Genomic DNA, 17,056 nt, shown 5'->3' with positions numbered 1-17,056 from the left:
GTTCACGCCCGCGTTCGTGCGGTCGTTCTGGCAGCTAGGTGCTCGGTCACAGCCTCCGTGGGCTCAGGTCGTGTGCCGTGCTGTCGGTGGGTACGACAGCCGCCGTCATTGCCGGGCTCCGTTGCGGGTCGGGACGCACGCCGAGCGCGGGCCGATGCGCCCGTACCGCCTCGACGGTGAGCGCCGGTTCACGCCCAGGCTCGGGTTCCGATTCGGGTCGGGAGTCGTGGTCGATGTCGTCTTGCATCGCGGCCAGTTGGGTCTCGATTCGGGCGAGGTCTTTCTCGGCGTCTGCGAGGGCCTCTGCGTGGCGGAAGGGTTGGCCGATGCGTTGCTCGGCGTCGTCGCGTTCTTGCTCGGCGCTGGTGAGGTCGTCGCGGGCTTGGTCGAGTAGCGAGGGGATGCCGGAGGCGCGGTTCTCGATGCGCTGGATGAGTCCGACGCCCCCGTCGAGGAAAGCCTGCCGGGTCATGACGAACCCGCTGCGCGGCACTCCGTCGAGTCTGACGGTCACCATAGGTTCGGCCCCGAGCGCCGGACTGGTTGAGACCGTGACGTCGAAGCCGCTGATCTTGCCGATGGCACCGTAGTCGCGGGAGGCGTAGCGGGGTGCCCATTTCAGATCGGAGTCATGCGCCCAGGCCGCGAGCGCGTGCGCGGCATCGGCACGTGAGGTGTAGGTGCGGCCACGTAGCTCGATGCGGAACTTCTCGCCGGAGGTATCGGTCACGCGCGGCAGCACCGATTCGAGGGCTTCAATGTCGGAGGCAGCGCGACGTGCGTGATCGCTGGCGCGGTCGCGGGCATGGGCGAGCATCGACTCGTTGCGGTGGTAGGCACGCTCCAGGCGACGCAGCCGTTGCACTTCGGTGTGCACGGTGGAGTGCTCCAGCAGCAGAGGGTTGCCTGAACTGATCGCTTTGGCTTCTGCGGCAGAGAGTGCGGATGAGTCGATTTCTTCGATCTCGCGGGAGTCGAGGCTGCCGCGCATGAGTTGCGCGATGAACGTGGCTTTGCGTTCGACGCCTTGCCACATGTAGGAGTCGAACGATCGCTCGGTGACGAACCGGACGATGCCGACTTCGGGATTCTGGTTGCCTTGGCGCAGGATGCGGCCCTCGCGCTGGGCGATGTCGCTCGGTCGCCACGGGCAGTCCAGGTGGTAGAGGGCGACGGCTCTGGCTTGGACGTTGGTGCCGACGCCCATCTTCTCGGTCGATCCCATCAGCACCGCGATGTGCCCGGCGCGGGCGGCGGCGAACAACCTGGCCTTGTCCACGTCGGTCTTGGCTTCGTGCATGTATCGGATCGACTCGGCGGGCATCCCGCGTGCAATGAGTTGCGCCCGGAGTTCGTCGTAGGCGTTCCACCGGGTCGGGTTCGGGGTGCCGATGTCGGAGAACACCAACTGCAACGCGCCGCGCACGGGCGACTCCTGCCCGGTGATCGGGTCGAGGTAGGTGTTGTCTTTCGTCTGTTCCCAGACCCGGTGGATGCTGTCGGCGGCCAGATCGACCTTGGACGGCCCGGAGGGGTCACGCGGCACGATCATGCGGATGTCGAGCGCGGCCTTGCGTCCATCGGTCGAGATGGTGAGCATGTTGTCTTCGCTCGGCGATACCGACCGGGCCGCGACCTTCTCGGCGCGGGTGCCGAGGGTCTCGATAAACTGTTCCAGCTCGACCGTGGGCTGGATCGCCACCGTTGCCGGGGCGCGCCTGCCGTCGTCGCGTTCAGCGAGGTCGGGAATCGGCAGTTGCAGATCCTCGGCGGTCTTCACATCCGCGAAGATCGACCAGAGCTTCAGCATCTCCGGCACGTTCTGGAACTTCGCGAACCTCGTCTTCATACGGAACGTGTTGTTGCCGGTGGGGGCCATCTCCATCTGCGTGACGGTCTGCCCGAACGTCGCCGCCCACGCATCGAACGCCCCGATCCCGGCAGCCTCCAGCAAGTCAGGGCGCAGGTACTTCTGCATCACGAACGCCTCGGTCACCGAGTTCGAAATCGGCGTCGCCGTCGCGCCGGTGACGACCCGCTCACGGCCCTGGGAGCGCAGGTACTCGAGCTTCATGTGCAGGTCGCTGGCGCGGTTGGAACCCTCGATCGCGGCGTCGGAGATGTTGGAATCGGTGGCGAGGTTCTTGTACATGTGCATCTCGTCCACGACCACGTAGTCGATGCCGGTGTCCTCAAAACACACCCCGGCATCCCGATCTGTGTCGATGCGGGCCTTGACCTTGTTCTCCAGTTGCAGCAGCTTGCGCTGGATGCGCTTGACGCTCATCGCGTTCTCACCCGTCGCGGTGGCGAGCACCTCCCGCATCTCGTCCACCTGGGCTTGGATGTACGCCTGCTGAGTCTCGGCGCGCAGCGGAATCTTCTCGAACGCGCCCTGCGTCACCAGGACGCCATCCCACTCGTTCGCCGACGCCCGCGCGACGAACAGGCGGCGCTTGTCGGCGGTGAGGTCTTTGCTGGACGCGGCGAGAATCCGGGCCTGCGGATAGATTTGCAGCCACTCGCGGGAGAACTGTTCGAGCATGTGGTTCGGAATCACGAGCACGGGCTTGTCGATGAGCCCCATGCGGCGCATCTCCATGACGCCCATGATCATTTCCGCCGTCTTGCCCGCTCCGACCTCGTGGAACAGCCCGGCGGAGGGTTCGGCGATCATGCGCGCGACGGCGGAGCGCTGGTGCGGGCGCGGGGTGAAGTTCTCCGCCAGACCCGGCAGGCTCAGGTACTCGCCCGCGTCGGTGTAATCCCTGAGCACGATGGAGTTGAAGCGCCGGTTGTACTCAGTCACGAGCGTGTGGGCGCGTTCGGGGTCTTCGAACACCCACTCGGAGAACCGCTCTTGCAGGGCATCGGCTTTCTCCTGCGCGGCGGTGGTCTCCAGCGGGTTGAGCACGCGACGCTTCTTGCCGTCGACGTCCTCGATCTCGTCGTAGACGAGCAGGGTGCGCTGTTCCATGATCGCCTGGGCGATGTCCGGGGCGGGGCGGCGTTCGGTGCCCCACTCGCTGGTGGCCAGCAGCCCTTGACGGCCTCCGCGCACTTCCCACATGCCCGGCAGCGGGTTCTCCACGTTCACTTCGCGGGTGCGCAGCAGCTCGTTCAGGAACTGCGCGTGCACCTCGGCGCTGATCCACACCGCACCCATCCGGGCGCTGATCTCCTGCACACCGAGCGATTCGGGCACGACCTCGGTCAGCGCGTCCACGTTCGCCTGAAACTCAGGTTCGTCGGCAGCGCGCGCCGTGGCCTGCTCCAGTTTCACGCGCACATCGCCGGAGAGGTACGCGGGGGCGTGGATGAGTTCGTCGGTGACCGGATCGGTGAACACCAGCCCGGTCAGCGAGGCACGGGCCTCAGCCTCGCCCATGCCGAGCATGTCGGCGATCAGCGGCAAGTCGATGCCCCCGCTGCGGTCGAGGCTGACCGCGATCGCATCGGCCGGGGTGTCCACGCCTTGTGGTTCGGTTCGCGGGGAGACGACCCGGCGGGTCATGATCGCCGCCGGGGTCGCGGTCTGGTCGGTGTCGTCGAACTGCTCCAAGGCGAGCACGAGCGCCCCGAACGGGTCAGAGCGCAGCACCCGGATCGGGGTCGGCACCGTGCGGGCGTAGGTGTCTTCCCCGGCATCGTTGGTGCGTCCGGTGCGGCGCAGCGTGTAGCGGTTCAGCGGCCCGTACCTGCCGGCGTACTTGCGGTAGTCGCGGTGCAGGCTCTCACGTGCCACGTTGATCTCGTCGGTGTCATCGACGGTCGCGGCCTCCAGTTCGAGCAGCCGGTGCGCCGCATCGCGCAACCCCAGCAGGGCGCGCAGCTCAGGCCCGGCGCTCTTAGGCACCTCCAGCGGTTCGACGGAACCAGCGGCGACGGTGCCGAACCCGGTGTCGGTGGCGACGATGCTGCCATCCCACAACTGCGGCGGCGACGGCACGCGTGCGGCCTGCCGCGCCCGATGCTCCGCCGTGGGCGCGGTGAACGTCAGCCCGGTGCGACGAGCGCTGAACGTGATCTGATCGAGCACGTCAGCCAAGTCAGCTTCCAGCCGCCCGGGGTCGCCGTCGACCGCGACCGCTGGCCTGCCGTACATCCCCTGACGGATACGCATCTCACCGAGCACATGCTCGGGGCGATGGTCGAAGTAGGCGTTGATCTTCGCCCGCTGCCCGTCCAGGCTGATCGGAGTGACCGTCTCCCACAAGCCGTCATCGGCGGTCGGCTGCCCGTCCTCGCGGCGGCGCAGGATGAGCAGATCGGTCACCACGTCGGTGCCCGCCGTGCGCCGATGCGCCCCGGCGGGGAGCCTGACCGCGCCCACGAGATCGGCGAGCAGCGCCATCTCTCGGCGCGCGCCGGGGTTCTGCGCATCCATCGTGTACTGCGACGTCAGGACGGCGACCATCCCGCCGGGCCGGGTGAGTCGCAAGCCCTTGAGGATGAAGTGGTTGTGCATCGACTGCCGGGTCGGATTGTGCACCGGGTCGTGCAAGGTCACGTCCGAGAACGGCACGTTCCCGATCGCTGCATCGAACGACCCCTCGGGCAGTCGGGTGTCGGCAAACGACTCGCCCCGCACCTCGGCGTGCGGGTACAGGGCGCGGCTGATCGCCGCGGTCACCGGGTCGAGCTCCACCCCGGTCATGCGGGCGTGCTCGGGGGCCATGCCGAGGAACGTGCCCAGCCCGGAGCCCGGTTCGAGGACGTGCCCGCCGTCGAAGCCGAGCGCGGTCATGGCCCGCCACATCTGCCGCACGATCAACGGGTCGGTGTAGTGCGCGTTGATCGTCGTGCGCGCAGCGGCATCCCACTCGTCCGGGGTGAGCAGGCTCCGCAGCTGCTCGCGCTCCGTGCTCCAGTCCTGCTTGGACTCGTCGAAGACATCGGGCACCGCGCCCCAGCTCGACCAGCGCGCAAGCGTCTGCTGCTCATCGGGCGTCGCCGGGCGTTCCTGCTCGGCAAGTAGCCGTGCGGTTTCGATGGCGGCGACGTTCGCGTGGAAGCGGGCCTTCGCGCCCGAGGGGGCCAGGTCGTCGTGCGTGTCCGTCACGAACCGCAGCACCGGCGCGGCAGGCTCCGGGCCGGTGTCGTCAGCGGAGGAAGTTAGCGGACTTCGCGCAGGAAGCGGAGCGTCGCTGCCTCCGCCAGCAAGCTCTGGTGCTCGTCCAGATACCGCCTCGGGATCTCCGCTTCGACCAGGCCCTCCAAGAACCAGACCGGTACGGCCCAGTCCTTGGCCTTCTGCTCCAGGTCGACCGTCGCGGGCATCAGATCGGGGGCGTCCTGCATCCGCTCGGCCCACATGATCAGGTTCTCGTCGTTCGGGGAAGTCTCGTTCCACTCCTGACGGGCCTCGTCCAGCGGCAGACTCGGGTCGGTGACCCAGGCGAGTTGCTGCATCACGACCTCCTCCGCGATCCGTAGCGCCGTCATCCGGTGCGCCACGTCCTTGAGATAAGTCTCCCTCGAAGAGCGCGTCTTGGCCAGCAACAACGGGCGGTTCGTCTCGATCCGCCGTGCCAGGTCGGTGATCTGGCCCTGCGCCTCCAGGCCCAGCTCGGTGAAGAACCGGGTCGGGTTCTCGATCCTCGCGTACCGCTCCGGCGCGTGGGTCTGCCAGTGGCGCATCGCCTGCGCCCCGTACTTGTTCACGTTCTGCTCCCTCCACGCCGGGCGTGTTCTCGACGGCTTCGCTGATCTGCTCGTCAGCGGTCTGCTCGGCCAGCCCCCAGAGGTCGAACTCCAGCTGACCGGGCGGCGCTTTCCGGCTCCTGCGTCTGGCCATCAGTGCTCACCTCCCTGCCTCGTACTGCCGGTCAGATAGGTGCGGCCCCGGTGCCATCCGTGCCTCGTTCCAGCAGCGCCTCGATCTCGGCACGATCCGCTTTCAGCCGTTCCCCGTCGTCTCGCTTGGGCCAGGCCCGCAGGTCGGTGATGATCGGTGCCGCTGAGCGCAACAGCGTGACGGCTATGCCGAACGGCAGGGTGCGGATGCGGTCGGGCGGCATGATCGGCACACGCCGGATCGAGCGCTGGTTCGAGCGCGTGCCGTGGTCGCCCAGAGTCACGCTGTCGGTGAACTCGTCGCGTTCCCCGATCAACGCCGAGAGGTCTTGCAGGTCGCGGCTGTTGGACGCGCCGCCGAGGACGATCTTGGTGATCGCCGCATCCCAGATCGCATTCGCCTGATTCTCGCTCCAACGGTCACGCGCCTGCGCGAGCGACTGGAGAACGGGCATCGTGGTGATCCCGGTGCCGCCGCCCTCAGCCATGAGCGTCGGCAGACTCGGGAGCGGGCTGAGGTTGGCGATCTCGTCCAGCGCGAGCAGCAGCGGCGGATCGAGTCGCGCACCCGGCGAGCGCGCCGCAACCCTACGGGCGGCTTCCACGAGGTCTTCCACGAACGCTGCCACCAATGAGGCGGAAGCCCCGGCCCCGGCGCCGGTCGCGAGCAGGTAGAGCGTGCCGCGCGACTGGATGAACTTCTCGGGGTCGAAGTCCTCGCCCTCGCCCGGCGAGACCGCATCGAGCACACGCGGATCGGCCAAAGCACTGAGCGACAGCGAGACACCCTGCCAGATCGAATCGCGGGTACGCGGGTCGGCGTCGATCATCGCCTCCAGCGATTCGGCCCACCCGCCCGCCGCCAGTGGGCTGTTGGTGAGGATCGCCACCGCATCGGCGGCGGCGGTCGGGTCGAGCGTCCACCTGAACAACTCGGCAGGTGGACGGTGGTCGATTGCCGCCGCGTGCAGGAGCGCTTGCAGCGCAGAACGCGTCTTCCCTTCCCAGAACCCGCCGCCCTCGACGCCGCCGGAGCTCAGGCCGGTCGCGGAGGCGAGGCCGGTGGCGCGGATCATCGCCGTCAGCGGGTCTTCGCAGCCTCGGATGGGTGACCAGCGCAACCCGGCGGGGATGCCCTCGGCCAAATGCTGCGGGTCGAACACAGCGGTCGGGCCGATGCGCTGCCTCGCGCGCAGGGTCGCGGTGAGGTTGTCCGGACGAGTCGACGTCACCACGACCGCGCCGGGCGCATCCAGAATCGCCGGGATCACGATGTGCAGGCCCTTGCCTGAGCGCGGTGGGCCAATCAGCAGAATCGAGTCCTCGACGCTGGCCCACACGTCACGCCCGTGGGATGCGCCGAGCCGGTAGCCCACATCGGCAGGTGCCGGGCGTGCCAACGAGGGGCGCAGGTTCGCAGCCCGACCCAGCAGCGCCTTGGTCGACGCGGCCCCGGCGACATCGTGTCTCGTGGCGATTCCGGCGAGCCGGTGCGGGTCGGTCGCGGTCTTGCGCGACTGGCGGCGCAGCAGCGCCCAGACCCAGGTGATCGCCGCCGCCAGCAGCGCGAGCAGAACGACCGCGACAATCCAGTACGCCACGACGTTCAGACCCTCGGCCTCCAGCACGGTCGCCGGGTCGCCGGGGTTGAACAGGACACCGACCCCGGCGGCGGGGCCGGCCTGCGGCTGGGCGGTGCCGGTGAGGAACGCCGCGACCGAGCCTGCGCCGCGCAGTAGGAGCGCGAGCGCGAATACCCCGATCAGGCCGATCATGGCGGCGTTGGTCAGCTCATCTCCGAACGAGCCGGTCTGCCTGCCTGGCGCAGGGGCGCTCATGACAGGCTCCGCACCACGAACGTGCCCGAGACCCGGCCGACGAGCACGATCTCGTCGGCAGGGTCGAGGTGATCGTGGGTCAGGTCGATCAGTGCGCGAGCGGTGCCGGTCGAGGCGGCGTCGGTGTGCCGGATGATGCGGCACACCGCGACGTCCTCACCCGGCACGAACCCCGGCCCGGTCACCTCCACCAGCCGGGGCGCTTCGGGTCGCTCAGGTTCCGGTGGCGTGGGGGCGGGAGTGTTCCTGCGAACGGCGCTGATGATGTCGGTGAACACCGAACCATCGGCCTCGGTCACCTCGACCCGCGCCGGGATGGAGCGCTCTGCCGTGACCTGATCGACGATCCGCGCGAACGAGCCGCGCCGCCAGGTGCCCTGCGCGACCGGCGGGGCAAGCGGTTCACCATCGACGGTGGCGCTCATCGTGCCGTCGTCGTGCACATCGAGACGGATCACCGGCATCGACACCGGAGCAGGCGCAGGGGCATGGGCGGGAGGCTTCTTCATGCCAGCCAGGTGCGCCAACTGTCACCCGGTCAGGCATCGGAACCTCAGCGCGGGTCGATGTAGTTGAACGTTCCGGTGTCGTATCCGACGAGCACCAGAGCTTCCCAGCGAGGCGGCAGATCAGTGGCAGTAATGACTGCCTGAACCTCGCCATGCCGGTCGGCTTCGGCGCTACGAAGCAGAACGGCGACACCGACGGTCTCACCAGGTTCGAACAGACGCCCCTCGATCTCGTAGGGCGGTGCGGGGGTGCGAGTGAAAGCAGATGCTGAGTGTTGTTCCATGACAGCCAGGTGCACCGTCGGGCGCGCCGTGGCTCACGAGACGTTGCTGCCCGGAGCCAGGCCCCTGGCCCGGAACCCAGTTTCGAAGAGCGCCAACTCAGCAGGGTGCAACTGCTGCTGCACGACGAAACTTCGCTCTTTGATGCGCCACAGCCCCTGCCCGACGCCGAGCGAGGGCAACAGCTTGCGCTCGGTGGCCGTCAGACCGAGCGCCTTGGCGGTGACGCCCAGCTGGTCGGACTCCTGACGGTAGATGATGCGGGTCTCTGCGTTCGCCAGGAGGCTGTTGGCGAGCGAGCGCATCGCACTGCCGGAGTCGCCGACGTTCTCCAGATCGGTGAGCTTGTGGAAGATCAAGGCATTGGCGATGCCGTAGTGACGGGCGAGCCGCCAGTGCGCGTCCATCCTCTTCAGCAAGGACGGGTGAGACATGAGACGCCACGCCTCGTCGTAGATCACCCATCGTTGCCCGCCTGCCGGGTCGAGCAGCGCAGATTCCATCCAGGCCGAGCAGCAGGTCATGAGCGCGCTGATGAGCGTGCTGTTCTCCGTCACCCGCGATAGGTCGAGGCTGATCATCGGCAGCGTCGGGTCGAACCTGACGGTCGAAGGGCCGTCGAACAACCCCGCGAGGTCACCGGCGACCAGACGCCGCAAAGCATGGCCGACGATCCTGCCATCCTCGATCAGTCGCCCGTCGCTGTCGTCGGACGGGGCGAGGATGCGTTCCACCACCATCGGGAGGATCGGCACGGCGTTTTCCCGTACGGTCGCGGTCAGGGCGGTGTCGATCGCGGTGTGCTCCAGCGGGGTGAGAGCACGATTGAGGACTACCTCGGCCAGCGCGCCGATGAGGTCGCGGCGGCGCGCAGCCACGGTGCTCTCCCACTCGGCGTCGGTGAAGTTCGAGGGCCGATAGCCCTCATCCAAGGGGTTGAGTCTGTTGGCCATGCCGTGCCCGAGCGCGATAGCACGCCCGCCGACCGCTTCCGCGACGGCGGTGTGTTCTCCTTTCGGGTCGCCCGGCACATATACGCGCCTCCCGAACGGCAGGCTTCGGGTGTACAAGGACTTGGCGAGCGAGGACTTGCCCGAGCCGACGATTCCGGCCAGGACGACGTTCGGTGCGGTGATGACTCCGTTGGCGTAGAGCACCCACGGGTCGTAAACGAACGAGCCTCCGCTGTAGAGGTCTTGGCCGACGAACACTCCGCTGCTGCCGAGGCCGCCCTCGGCGACGAACGGGTATGCGCCCGACAGAGTGGCGGAGGTGTCTTGATGCCGGGGCAGGTGGAAGCGGCCCGGTGTGCGTAGCATCGATGGGCCGGGTTCGCCTGCGGCGGGCAGATACTGGCGTGCGGCGCGCTCGGTTTTCTCCGCTTCGGCGCGGGCCTTTGCCTCGTCCATCCGCTGCTGTCGCTGCTCGCGGTGCAGCTGGTTCGCGGCCTGTCGGCGCTGCTTGCGGTAGCGTCGCCGCTCTTTCGCCGGGGCGACCAGCACCGAGGCGTGCAGCTTCTCATCCTCACGGGGGCTCATCGCTCCAGCCCCCGGTTGCGCTTGATGTCCGTGATGCGGTCGGGGGTGAACCATGACCCGTCGCCGCGCACCCGGTTCCGGCGCTCATCGAGCGCGCGCCGTGCTGCCTCGGCGTTCGCCGCGTCTTGCGCAGGCCCGACGTTCTGCGGGCCGTCACCCTCCGGCGTGCTGTCGGCGGGTGGAGTGTAGGCGCGGTACAGCGCGACGTACCCGAACGCCGGGCTGTAGGTCAGCGCATACTCGCCCTCGGTCACCATTCGGTCGTTCGCGCTCGTAGGGGGCACGTCGTAGACATGCTCGTTCGCCAGCGCCGCGCCCGTGGTCTCGTCGCCGTAGTCGAAGCCGCGCAGATGCTCGATTGCGGCGTCGGTGCCGTCGCGGTCGATGAGGTCGAGCACCTGCCCGGCCTCGTCGCCCTGCAAGAACACCACCGTCACCCATTGCCGGTGCGGGGGACGCCAGGCGATGCGACCCAGATGCCCGGATGCCTGATCGAGCGCGCTCTCGGCGGCGCTAACGTGACCAGCGGCCTGCCGGAGTGCGTCGGCAGCGGCCCAGGCGTCAGCAGCACCGAGGTTGCGGTCGCCGTCGTCGTGGGCGGCACGGCCTTGATAGGTGAGGCTGGCCCCGCCGAGTTGGATGAGCGACTGTTCGAGCGAGCGCGCCGCACCGAGCAGTTCCCCGACGATGCCGTAGAGCTTGTCGGGATCGTCGATGCGGATCGTGGCGTGCGCGAGACCGCGCAACGCTTGGCGTGCTTCCTCCGCATCGGCGGTCGGGTCGTTGAACGTGGGCATGTCGGGCCTCCAGATGAATCGGTGGGGATGGCTTCAAGGTGCGCCCGGCGGCTCAGACCTTGCGGCACAACGGCAGCGCAGCGGCCGTGAACGCCTGCGCCTGCTGGCCGACCAGCACGCGCGTCTCACACGAGGCTTGGATCGCGGCCTGCTCGATCGCGGCGACTGCCGCTTCCAGTTCCTCGCGCGAGTCGGCAGACACCGAGATCAGCCCGGTGTAACGGAGCACCCCATGCCCGGCGGTCAAGTCCGCCTCCTGCTGGAGCACGTCGTGGTACTCGGCGGTCTGCGAAGCGTCTTCGATCTGGCCGATGCGGGCGCGCTGTGCCGCGTCGCTGATGTACTCAGTCTTCTTGCGGCGAATGTCGCGGGCGGCCTGATCGGTGCGCAGCGGGGTGCAGATGAGCGAGAACGCCCGGTGGATGCCGCTACTGAGCAGCACGGGAGAGAGGAACCCCGGATGCACCATCGAGCGCGGCCACTCCGAAATCCAGACGACGGCGTGATAGGCCGAGTCGCTGCGCAGATGCCCCCACGACTCGGTGACCGCGACCGGCCCGGCGGTCGCCAGGTCGTGCCCGAGGTCGCCGTGACGTTCCAGCGTCGCAGCAATAGCCGGGTCATACGCCGAGCGCAGGATGACCGCGATCTGTCCAGTGCCGAGCCAGCCCTTGCTCGTCAGGTCTGCTGAGCGCAACGCCGCCGACAGGGTACCCATCTCCTGCCGGAGCACGTTCGCCGCGCCCTTGATGCCCCCGCCCGCGGTGCGAATCTGGCGGGCGGCGGCCCGCATGTCCAGCGACAGGCTGAGCGTGGTCGCGTGACGTTCCCCGGCAGGCCCGGCCCGTTCGATCAGCTCCTGATAGGTCGTCGCCGCCCACGAGCCGTCAGCGGTGCCGTGCGCGGCCCACCACTCGGCCAACCCCTGCCCCGAGTCCGGCAGCGTCCGTTCCAGCACTTGCAGGGTGGCGATGCGCCCAGAACGGCACACGGTCGCCAGCACCCGGCCCCACGCGGTCACACGCCGTTCCTGCTCGCCGGGGTCGAGCAAGACGAACGCGGGATGGGTGATCTCGGTGACGACGGTGAGGGTTCCGGCGGTCGGGTCGTGCACCATCCCGGCCCCGGTCTCCGGGTCGACGTACTCGCGCAGCCGAGCCATGTCGCCGGGCAGCGCGAGTGTTCCTGCCGGGCGTGGTGTCACGATCCTGCGCCGGTACGCCAGCTGCCCGCCGGTCTTGCGCCACAGCCACCAACAGGCAACCGGCAGCCACTCGACCAGCGGGCGGCCCGCGACCGGAATCCAGGTGACCGCAGCAGCGAGCACCCAGATCGGCGCGGTGATGACGAACAGGGCACCCCCGCCGCCATAGAACGCGGCCACGAGGCTCGCCCCGCCGACACCGAGGATGATCAGCTGAGCTAGTGACAGGCCGAGCAGGATGCCGCGCCTCGTGAGGCGGGAGAACTTCACAGGCACCAGCTCGCCGCCGCGCTCGTGGGCCGTTTCAGTGCTGGGCATCGCAGGTCACTCCTTGGTCGGCTTCGGCGGTGGCGGGGAACTGTTCGGGGTCTTCGGCAGCGGTTGCGAGGGCGGCGGCGCGTTCGGAGCGACCGGGGCCGACCCCGGCTGCTCGGCACCGCTCGCCGCTTGATCGGCTTGACCGGCGAGCGCCTCGCCCGCTTTCGGCCCGGCGGTCGCGGCCGCTTTGACCACGGCGGCACCCGCCACGACTCCGGCGGCGACCGGCCCTGCCGCCGCTGCGCCACCCCCGGCACCTGCGGCTCCAGCCGAACCACCCGCGCCCGCGCCCGCACCGCCCGCTGAGGACGGCGGAGGCGTGGGCTTCGCCTTGGGGCCACCACCGGCACCGCCGCTTCCGCTGCTGGCCTTCTTGTCGCCGTTCTTGCCACCCTCGTCGAGCACCTTCTTCGGCTCGCCGCCCTGCGGCTTGCCCGGCGTCGGCACGGGCCGGTTGAGTGCGTTCTTGGCCTCCTGCTCAGTGCCCATCGAGTTGTAGAGGTCGAAACCGATGAACGACAGGAACCGGTAGGTCATGTACGGCGCGAACCCGGCCAGCGCCATCAGCACGATCCCGGCGAGCGGGTCGGCGATGTTCGACAGGTCGGCGTCGATCGGGGCCGACACCTGAGTCACCGCGACCAGCAGAATCACGACAAGCACGAGCTTGGAGAGGATGAGCGCGACGACGAACATCGCCCATTTGGAGATCCAGCCGCGCGTGGCATCCCATGACGCCCCGGAGAACGCGAACGGGGCCAACACCACGGCTACCAGCAGCAGCGCCTTGCGGATGAGCAGTGACAGCCACACGATCGCGGCGGCGGCAATGGCCAAGGCCGCAAGGAAGATGGTCAGGATCGCCCCGACACCGGGCGCGCCGACGTTCAGCGCGGTCAGCCCGGCCACGAGAATGGCGATCTTGTCGCCCATCGTGGCCGTGGTTTCCCCGGCAGCTTGGATGATCCCGACCGCGAGTTGGTCGGTGATCTCCAGCAGCAGCGCCACCAGGGTGATGACGACAAACGACCCGAGCACGCTCTTGGCCAGCCCGAGGGCGGCGCGCGAGAGTGCGGCGGGTTCTCGCCGGATCATGCCGGTGATCAGTTGCAGGCAGAAGAACAGCAGCATGACGAACACGGCGATCCCGAAGATCAGGTTGTAGACGCCCACGTACTCGCCGCCGGTGACGTCGACCATCGTCGTGCTGTCGAAGACCGTCCAGACGGCCTCGAACAGCCAACCGGCGGCTTCGCCCATCGCGCTGGCGAGCCAGTCGAACGGGGCCGAGATCAGTGTCGCGGCGGCTTCGCCGGCCACGTCGCAGACGCTGGAGATGACGGGAATATCGCACACGCCCATCACGAGCCTCCTAGTGGATCGGAGTTGTTGATGGGTGGGTTCACACGGCTTGGCCGACGCCCCAGAAGAAGTTGATGAGCGTCACGGACGCGCCACAGACGACGGCGGCACCGCACGAGATCAAGACGCCGATCTTGCCCCTGCCTGCCAGATGCGGGTTGGACGAGTTAGAGCCGTAGGCCCAGATGATCGCGCTGACGATCAGCGCCAGAACGCTGAGGATCAGGCCCACGGTCATGACGGCGCCGACGATGATGCGCAGCTGCTCGATTCCCGGCAAGCCGCTGGAGTTGGGGTCGATGTCGATCACGGCAGTTCTCCTTCACGAAGCGTTGGGTGGTTCTGCCGTCAGGTGCTCTCCGCTGCCACCCACACGAAAAAGAGCGCCCGCCCTCGGAGGGGCGGGCGCTCAGAAGAAGCCGGAGGGGTCAGAGCTGCTGGCCGATGCCGATCAGCCAGTTCATCCACGCGACACCGGCCCCGGCGAGGACTGCGCCGCCGAGGGAGACCAGCACCCCGACGCGGCCCTTGGAAGCGGCGGCATAGTTGCCGGTGCTCGATGAGACTGCCCAGATGATCGCCGAGACGATCAGCATCAGCACCGCGATCACGAGGGCGAACATCAGCAGCGCCCCGACGATCTCTCGTAGATCGCCGATGCCGGCCAGTCCGTCGAAGTCGGGAAGCACGTTCATGACGCACCCGAACCGGCGCTAGCAATTATTCGAAGCGGTTGAAATGTCCATGCCACGAGGTGCGCGGCAGAACCCATGGGGGTCGGCGACGGTAGGCTGAGGTCGTCGGGCGAGGAGGGATCGCAAGCATTTGGTGCCATGCGCGACGCTGATCTGAGAGGTGGTCTGTTGGCGCAGGAGGTCCCCGTTCCCGGTAACCCGGAGGACGCTCAGCAGTTGCTGTACCTGCTGCTCGGCAGAGCGATCGCCCGTTGCCAGGTCGCCGAAGCCGCCGCAGAGACGATCCACCAGGTGCTGCTGGGCAAGCCCCCTCGCGAGCGGAGCACGCTGGGGGCGAAAGCAAAGGCCGTGGAGCCTCAGCTTCCAGACCATCTCCAAGCCGAGTACCGCACCCTTGTCGAGGCGCGGAACTATCTGGTCCACCGGTTGCTGTTCGACCACGGCGGATGGAAGGGCATCCCCGGCTGGGACAGCCCCGAGCTGTATCGGAAGCTCTACGACTCCATCGACGACGCAACGCAGACCATCGATCGAGTCAGCGACCTGCTGAACAGGTACCTCGTTGACACGAACCCCGAGGTGGCGATCTTCAAGATTAGCGATCAGGGTGTCGAGGACATTCGAGACCTGTAACCCTCCGCCCTCTTGATGGTTCGGGCTGGTGGCCCTCCCCGAGCGCGCCAGGCTGCTCAGCGTCAGCGGCGCGCGCCGGCGTAGTTGTTCCAGGCGGAGCCGGTGAGTTCGGCCCAGCGGGTGGCGGTGCCGATGCTGGTGCCGGTGAGGGAGGCGAACACGGCGGGCGGGGTCGTGGATGCCAGGTGCAGCAGGGCGGTGTTGCGGCTGGCGCGGGTGATGATCCCGAGCCGGTTCATGCGCGCCATGAGCGACGTGGGGTGCAGGTGGGTGCCGGCGTTCTTCCCGGTGAACAGCCAGCGGGGATCGGCGAGGGTGCTTGCCGTGCCGAAGGGCTTGGCGACCGGCAGCGCGGTGACCAGGGCGTCGAGCGGCGGGATGAGCAGCAGTGGCTCGGGGCCGAGGGCGAGGTAGGTGTCGCCGTCGCTGACCTTGATGTCGCTGGTGGTTAGGGCGGCGATCTTCGCGGCGGGTTGGGCGTAGAGCAGGATCAGGCAGGCTGCGGCGCGGTCCTCGATGCTGGCGGAGTCGGGGTCGTGCAGGAGCCGTCGGGCCAGGGCGAGTTGTTCGTCGGGATCAGCGTCGTGGCCTGGGTCCTTCGGCGCGATGGGCTCGGGCAGTCGTACTCGGGGTAGGTAGCCGCCTCGTTTGAGCCAGCGGATGAAGCTCAGACGGGCGCTCCGACTGGGGCCGCCGAGCCAGGCATCGATGCAGGCTTGCGGGCAATCGTCGAGGTCATGGCCGTAGGCGGTGAGGTGGTCGAGGAAGCTCTTGGCGGTCTGAATGTCGCCCCGGCAGCGGGCCGCGACGTGCGCGCTGATGCGACCGTGGCGGTTGGTCTTGGCGCGGCCGGCGACGTGCCAGCGGGCGTAGCGTGTCAGCACTCCGCGCAGCTCGGGATCGGTGATGCCGGCGACGGTTTCGGTGACGTAGCGGTGCAGCCTGGTGGCGTTCTCATCGCGTGGCGGGAGCGCCTCGGCGGCGACGAGCATGGCGCGCAGGTAGTTGACCGAGAAGACCTGCGGCTGGGCATCGAGAGCATCGTGGGACAGGTCGAGCCGGCCGGCGGCGATGTCGGTGAGCAGGCGCAGGCTTGCAAGACCCCGCCAGTTGCTCAGCAGCGACCGGGGTTGGCGAAGCTCGGTCAGCGCGTCGCGGACGCCTTTGAGCTCGGGGCGGATCGTCCCGCCTGGGCCGGTGAGTGCGGCGTCGATCTGCTGGGCGGCTTGGCAGGCGAAGCAGCGGGGACGGCCATGATTGGTGGTGCGGCGGCCGAGGGCCTGCCGCCCGCAGATCGAGCAGTCGATCACCGGCGCCTGGTAGCAGGTCGGGCAGATATCCGGCGTCGTCGCGGTGGCTTTCAACGCGATCCGTTTGAGCCGGCCGCAGACGCCGCAGACCCGCTTCGGGTTGCGGTAGCAACGCGGGCAGAGGTTCCGCGATCCCGCGCGCTTCCCGCCGGCCCGAGTAGCCAGTGGGCCGAGAGTGCCGCATTCGTCGCAGGCGTCCTCGGCGGTGCGGGTGCGGGCGTAGCAGGTCACGCAGATCGCGCCGCCATCGTCGGTGCGGGCGTTGACCCGTCGCGTCCTGCCGCAGCCCGTGCAGACCTCCTCGGGTGAGCGCTGCGCGCGGCAGGCTCGGCATTCGCCCCGATCCAGGATGTGGTTCCAGCGCAGGTTCTTGTCCCGTCCGCAGCGGAAACAGGTACCGCGGACGATCGTGCTCGCCATTCAGTCGATCAGTCCCCGGCCGGTCTGATGACCGCGCGAGTCGGACGGTTCTTGCTCGGCTTCGACGGCGTGGCCGCCCCGGTGGTGCCGGTCTTGCGGCCGCGCCGGGATTTGGTCGCGACGTAGGGCTCGATCAGGTCGTTCGGTGTGACATCGAAGATGTCGCAGAGCGCGGCCAGGAACCGCATGTTCAACCGCTCGGGCTGCCCGGTCACGATCCGGTAGACCTGCGTGGAGGTCATCACCACGCCTCGTTCGGCCAGCAGCGGCACCAGGTCGGTGGTGGACTGCATGCCGTGCTCGTTCATCACCTTGCGGACGTGCCAGCGATAGGCCACGGTCTTCGTCATGATG

14 protein-coding genes are annotated in these 17,056 nt (G+C 68.4%); 1 reads left to right on the top strand and 13 read right to left on the bottom strand.

Annotated elements, in window-relative coordinates; translation table 11 throughout:
* Positions 1–46 precede the first annotated feature (46 nt).
* The 11 genes from H490_RS21200 to H490_RS21155 all read right to left on the bottom strand — a co-directional run bounded on the left by H490_RS21200 (position 47) and on the right by H490_RS21155 (position 14,339).
* Positions 47–5,074, bottom strand: coding sequence for a hypothetical protein (locus H490_RS21200; RefSeq protein ID WP_017883442.1), 5,028 nt, complete (start codon positions 5,072–5,074; stop codon positions 47–49).
* 41 nt (positions 5,075–5,115) lie between these two features.
* On the bottom strand, positions 5,116–5,664 hold the full coding sequence (locus H490_RS21195; protein WP_017883441.1) for a hypothetical protein: 549 nt from the start codon (positions 5,662–5,664) through the stop codon (positions 5,116–5,118).
* Positions 5,665–5,828: 164 nt separating this feature from the next.
* Positions 5,829–7,634: a TraM recognition domain-containing protein gene (locus tag H490_RS21190; protein ID WP_017883440.1), complete on the bottom strand. Its 1,806-nt coding sequence runs from the start codon at positions 7,632–7,634 to the stop codon at positions 5,829–5,831.
* Positions 7,631–8,059, bottom strand: coding sequence for a hypothetical protein (locus H490_RS21185; protein WP_238560312.1), 429 nt, complete (start codon positions 8,057–8,059; stop codon positions 7,631–7,633). The genes H490_RS21190 and H490_RS21185 overlap by 4 nt, the downstream gene beginning before the upstream one ends.
* A gap of 128 nt (positions 8,060–8,187) precedes the next feature.
* Positions 8,188–8,427, bottom strand: coding sequence for a hypothetical protein (locus H490_RS32000; protein ID WP_152424206.1), 240 nt, complete (start codon positions 8,425–8,427; stop codon positions 8,188–8,190).
* A gap of 33 nt (positions 8,428–8,460) precedes the next feature.
* Positions 8,461–9,963, bottom strand: a complete 1,503-nt coding sequence (locus H490_RS21180) for an ATP-binding protein (RefSeq protein WP_017883438.1) — start codon at positions 9,961–9,963, stop codon at positions 8,461–8,463.
* Complete coding sequence (locus H490_RS21175; protein WP_017883437.1) at positions 9,960–10,760, bottom strand: hypothetical protein; 801 nt, start codon at positions 10,758–10,760, stop codon at positions 9,960–9,962. The genes H490_RS21180 and H490_RS21175 overlap by 4 nt, the downstream gene beginning before the upstream one ends.
* 52 nt (positions 10,761–10,812) lie before the next feature.
* Positions 10,813–12,282, bottom strand: a complete 1,470-nt coding sequence (locus tag H490_RS21170) for an SCO6880 family protein (RefSeq protein ID WP_017883436.1) — start codon at positions 12,280–12,282, stop codon at positions 10,813–10,815.
* A gap of 6 nt (positions 12,283–12,288) precedes the next feature.
* Positions 12,289–13,644, bottom strand: a complete 1,356-nt coding sequence (locus H490_RS21165) for a hypothetical protein (RefSeq protein WP_017883435.1) — start codon at positions 13,642–13,644, stop codon at positions 12,289–12,291.
* Positions 13,645–13,684: 40 nt separating this feature from the next.
* Positions 13,685–13,954, bottom strand: a complete 270-nt coding sequence (locus tag H490_RS21160) for a DUF6112 family protein (protein WP_017883434.1) — start codon at positions 13,952–13,954, stop codon at positions 13,685–13,687.
* Between the two features lie 118 nt (positions 13,955–14,072).
* Entirely contained in the window at positions 14,073–14,339 is a 267-nt protein-coding gene (locus H490_RS21155; protein ID WP_017883433.1) for a DUF6112 family protein, read from the bottom strand.
* Between the two features lie 138 nt (positions 14,340–14,477).
* Here H490_RS21155 and H490_RS21150 point away from each other — a divergent pair, with 138 nt between their 5' ends.
* Positions 14,478–14,972, top strand: a complete 495-nt coding sequence (locus H490_RS21150) for a hypothetical protein (protein ID WP_041205245.1) — start codon at positions 14,478–14,480, stop codon at positions 14,970–14,972.
* A 62-nt stretch (positions 14,973–15,034) separates the two neighbouring features.
* On the opposite strand, the gene H490_RS21145 is transcribed toward H490_RS21150, so the two are convergent.
* Together H490_RS21145 and H490_RS21140 are read right to left on the bottom strand one after the other, a co-directional pair.
* Positions 15,035–16,702: a hypothetical protein gene (locus H490_RS21145; protein ID WP_031289818.1), complete on the bottom strand. Its 1,668-nt coding sequence runs from the start codon at positions 16,700–16,702 to the stop codon at positions 15,035–15,037.
* An 8-nt stretch (positions 16,703–16,710) separates the two neighbouring features.
* On the bottom strand, positions 16,711–17,052 hold the full coding sequence (locus tag H490_RS21140) for a helix-turn-helix domain-containing protein (RefSeq protein ID WP_017883430.1): 342 nt from the start codon (positions 17,050–17,052) through the stop codon (positions 16,711–16,713).
* Positions 17,053–17,056 lie beyond the last annotated feature (4 nt).

The organism is Leucobacter sp. UCD-THU (assembly GCF_000349545.1).
Taxonomy (GTDB): Bacteria; Actinomycetota; Actinomycetes; order Actinomycetales; family Microbacteriaceae; genus Leucobacter; species Leucobacter muris.
This window is presented reverse-complemented; position numbering and strand designations above follow the sequence as displayed.

What these genes read in the sequence shown, in the direction of transcription:
- H490_RS21180 (WP_017883438.1), bottom strand. Translation starts at nt 9,963, where the DNA reads ATGAGCCCCCGTGAGGATGAGAAGCTGCACGCCTCGGTGCTGGTCGCC.
- H490_RS21145 (WP_031289818.1), bottom strand. Translation starts at nt 16,702, where the DNA reads ATGGCGAGCACGATCGTCCGCGGTACCTGTTTCCGCTGCGGACGGGAC.
- H490_RS21175 (WP_017883437.1), bottom strand. Translation starts at nt 10,760, where the DNA reads ATGCCCACGTTCAACGACCCGACCGCCGATGCGGAGGAAGCACGCCAA.
- H490_RS21185 (WP_238560312.1), bottom strand. Translation starts at nt 8,059, where the DNA reads ATGAGCGCCACCGTCGATGGTGAACCGCTTGCCCCGCCGGTCGCGCAG.
- H490_RS32000 (WP_152424206.1), bottom strand. Translation starts at nt 8,427, where the DNA reads ATGGAACAACACTCAGCATCTGCTTTCACTCGCACCCCCGCACCGCCC.
- H490_RS21140 (WP_017883430.1), bottom strand. Translation starts at nt 17,052, where the DNA reads ATGACGAAGACCGTGGCCTATCGCTGGCACGTCCGCAAGGTGATGAAC.
- H490_RS21170 (WP_017883436.1), bottom strand. Translation starts at nt 12,282, where the DNA reads ATGCCCAGCACTGAAACGGCCCACGAGCGCGGCGGCGAGCTGGTGCCT.
- H490_RS21155 (WP_017883433.1), bottom strand. Translation starts at nt 14,339, where the DNA reads ATGAACGTGCTTCCCGACTTCGACGGACTGGCCGGCATCGGCGATCTA.
- H490_RS21190 (WP_017883440.1), bottom strand. Translation starts at nt 7,634, where the DNA reads ATGAGCGCCCCTGCGCCAGGCAGGCAGACCGGCTCGTTCGGAGATGAG.
- H490_RS21165 (WP_017883435.1), bottom strand. Translation starts at nt 13,644, where the DNA reads ATGGGCGTGTGCGATATTCCCGTCATCTCCAGCGTCTGCGACGTGGCC.
- H490_RS21150 (WP_041205245.1), top strand. Translation starts at nt 14,478, where the DNA reads ATGCGCGACGCTGATCTGAGAGGTGGTCTGTTGGCGCAGGAGGTCCCC.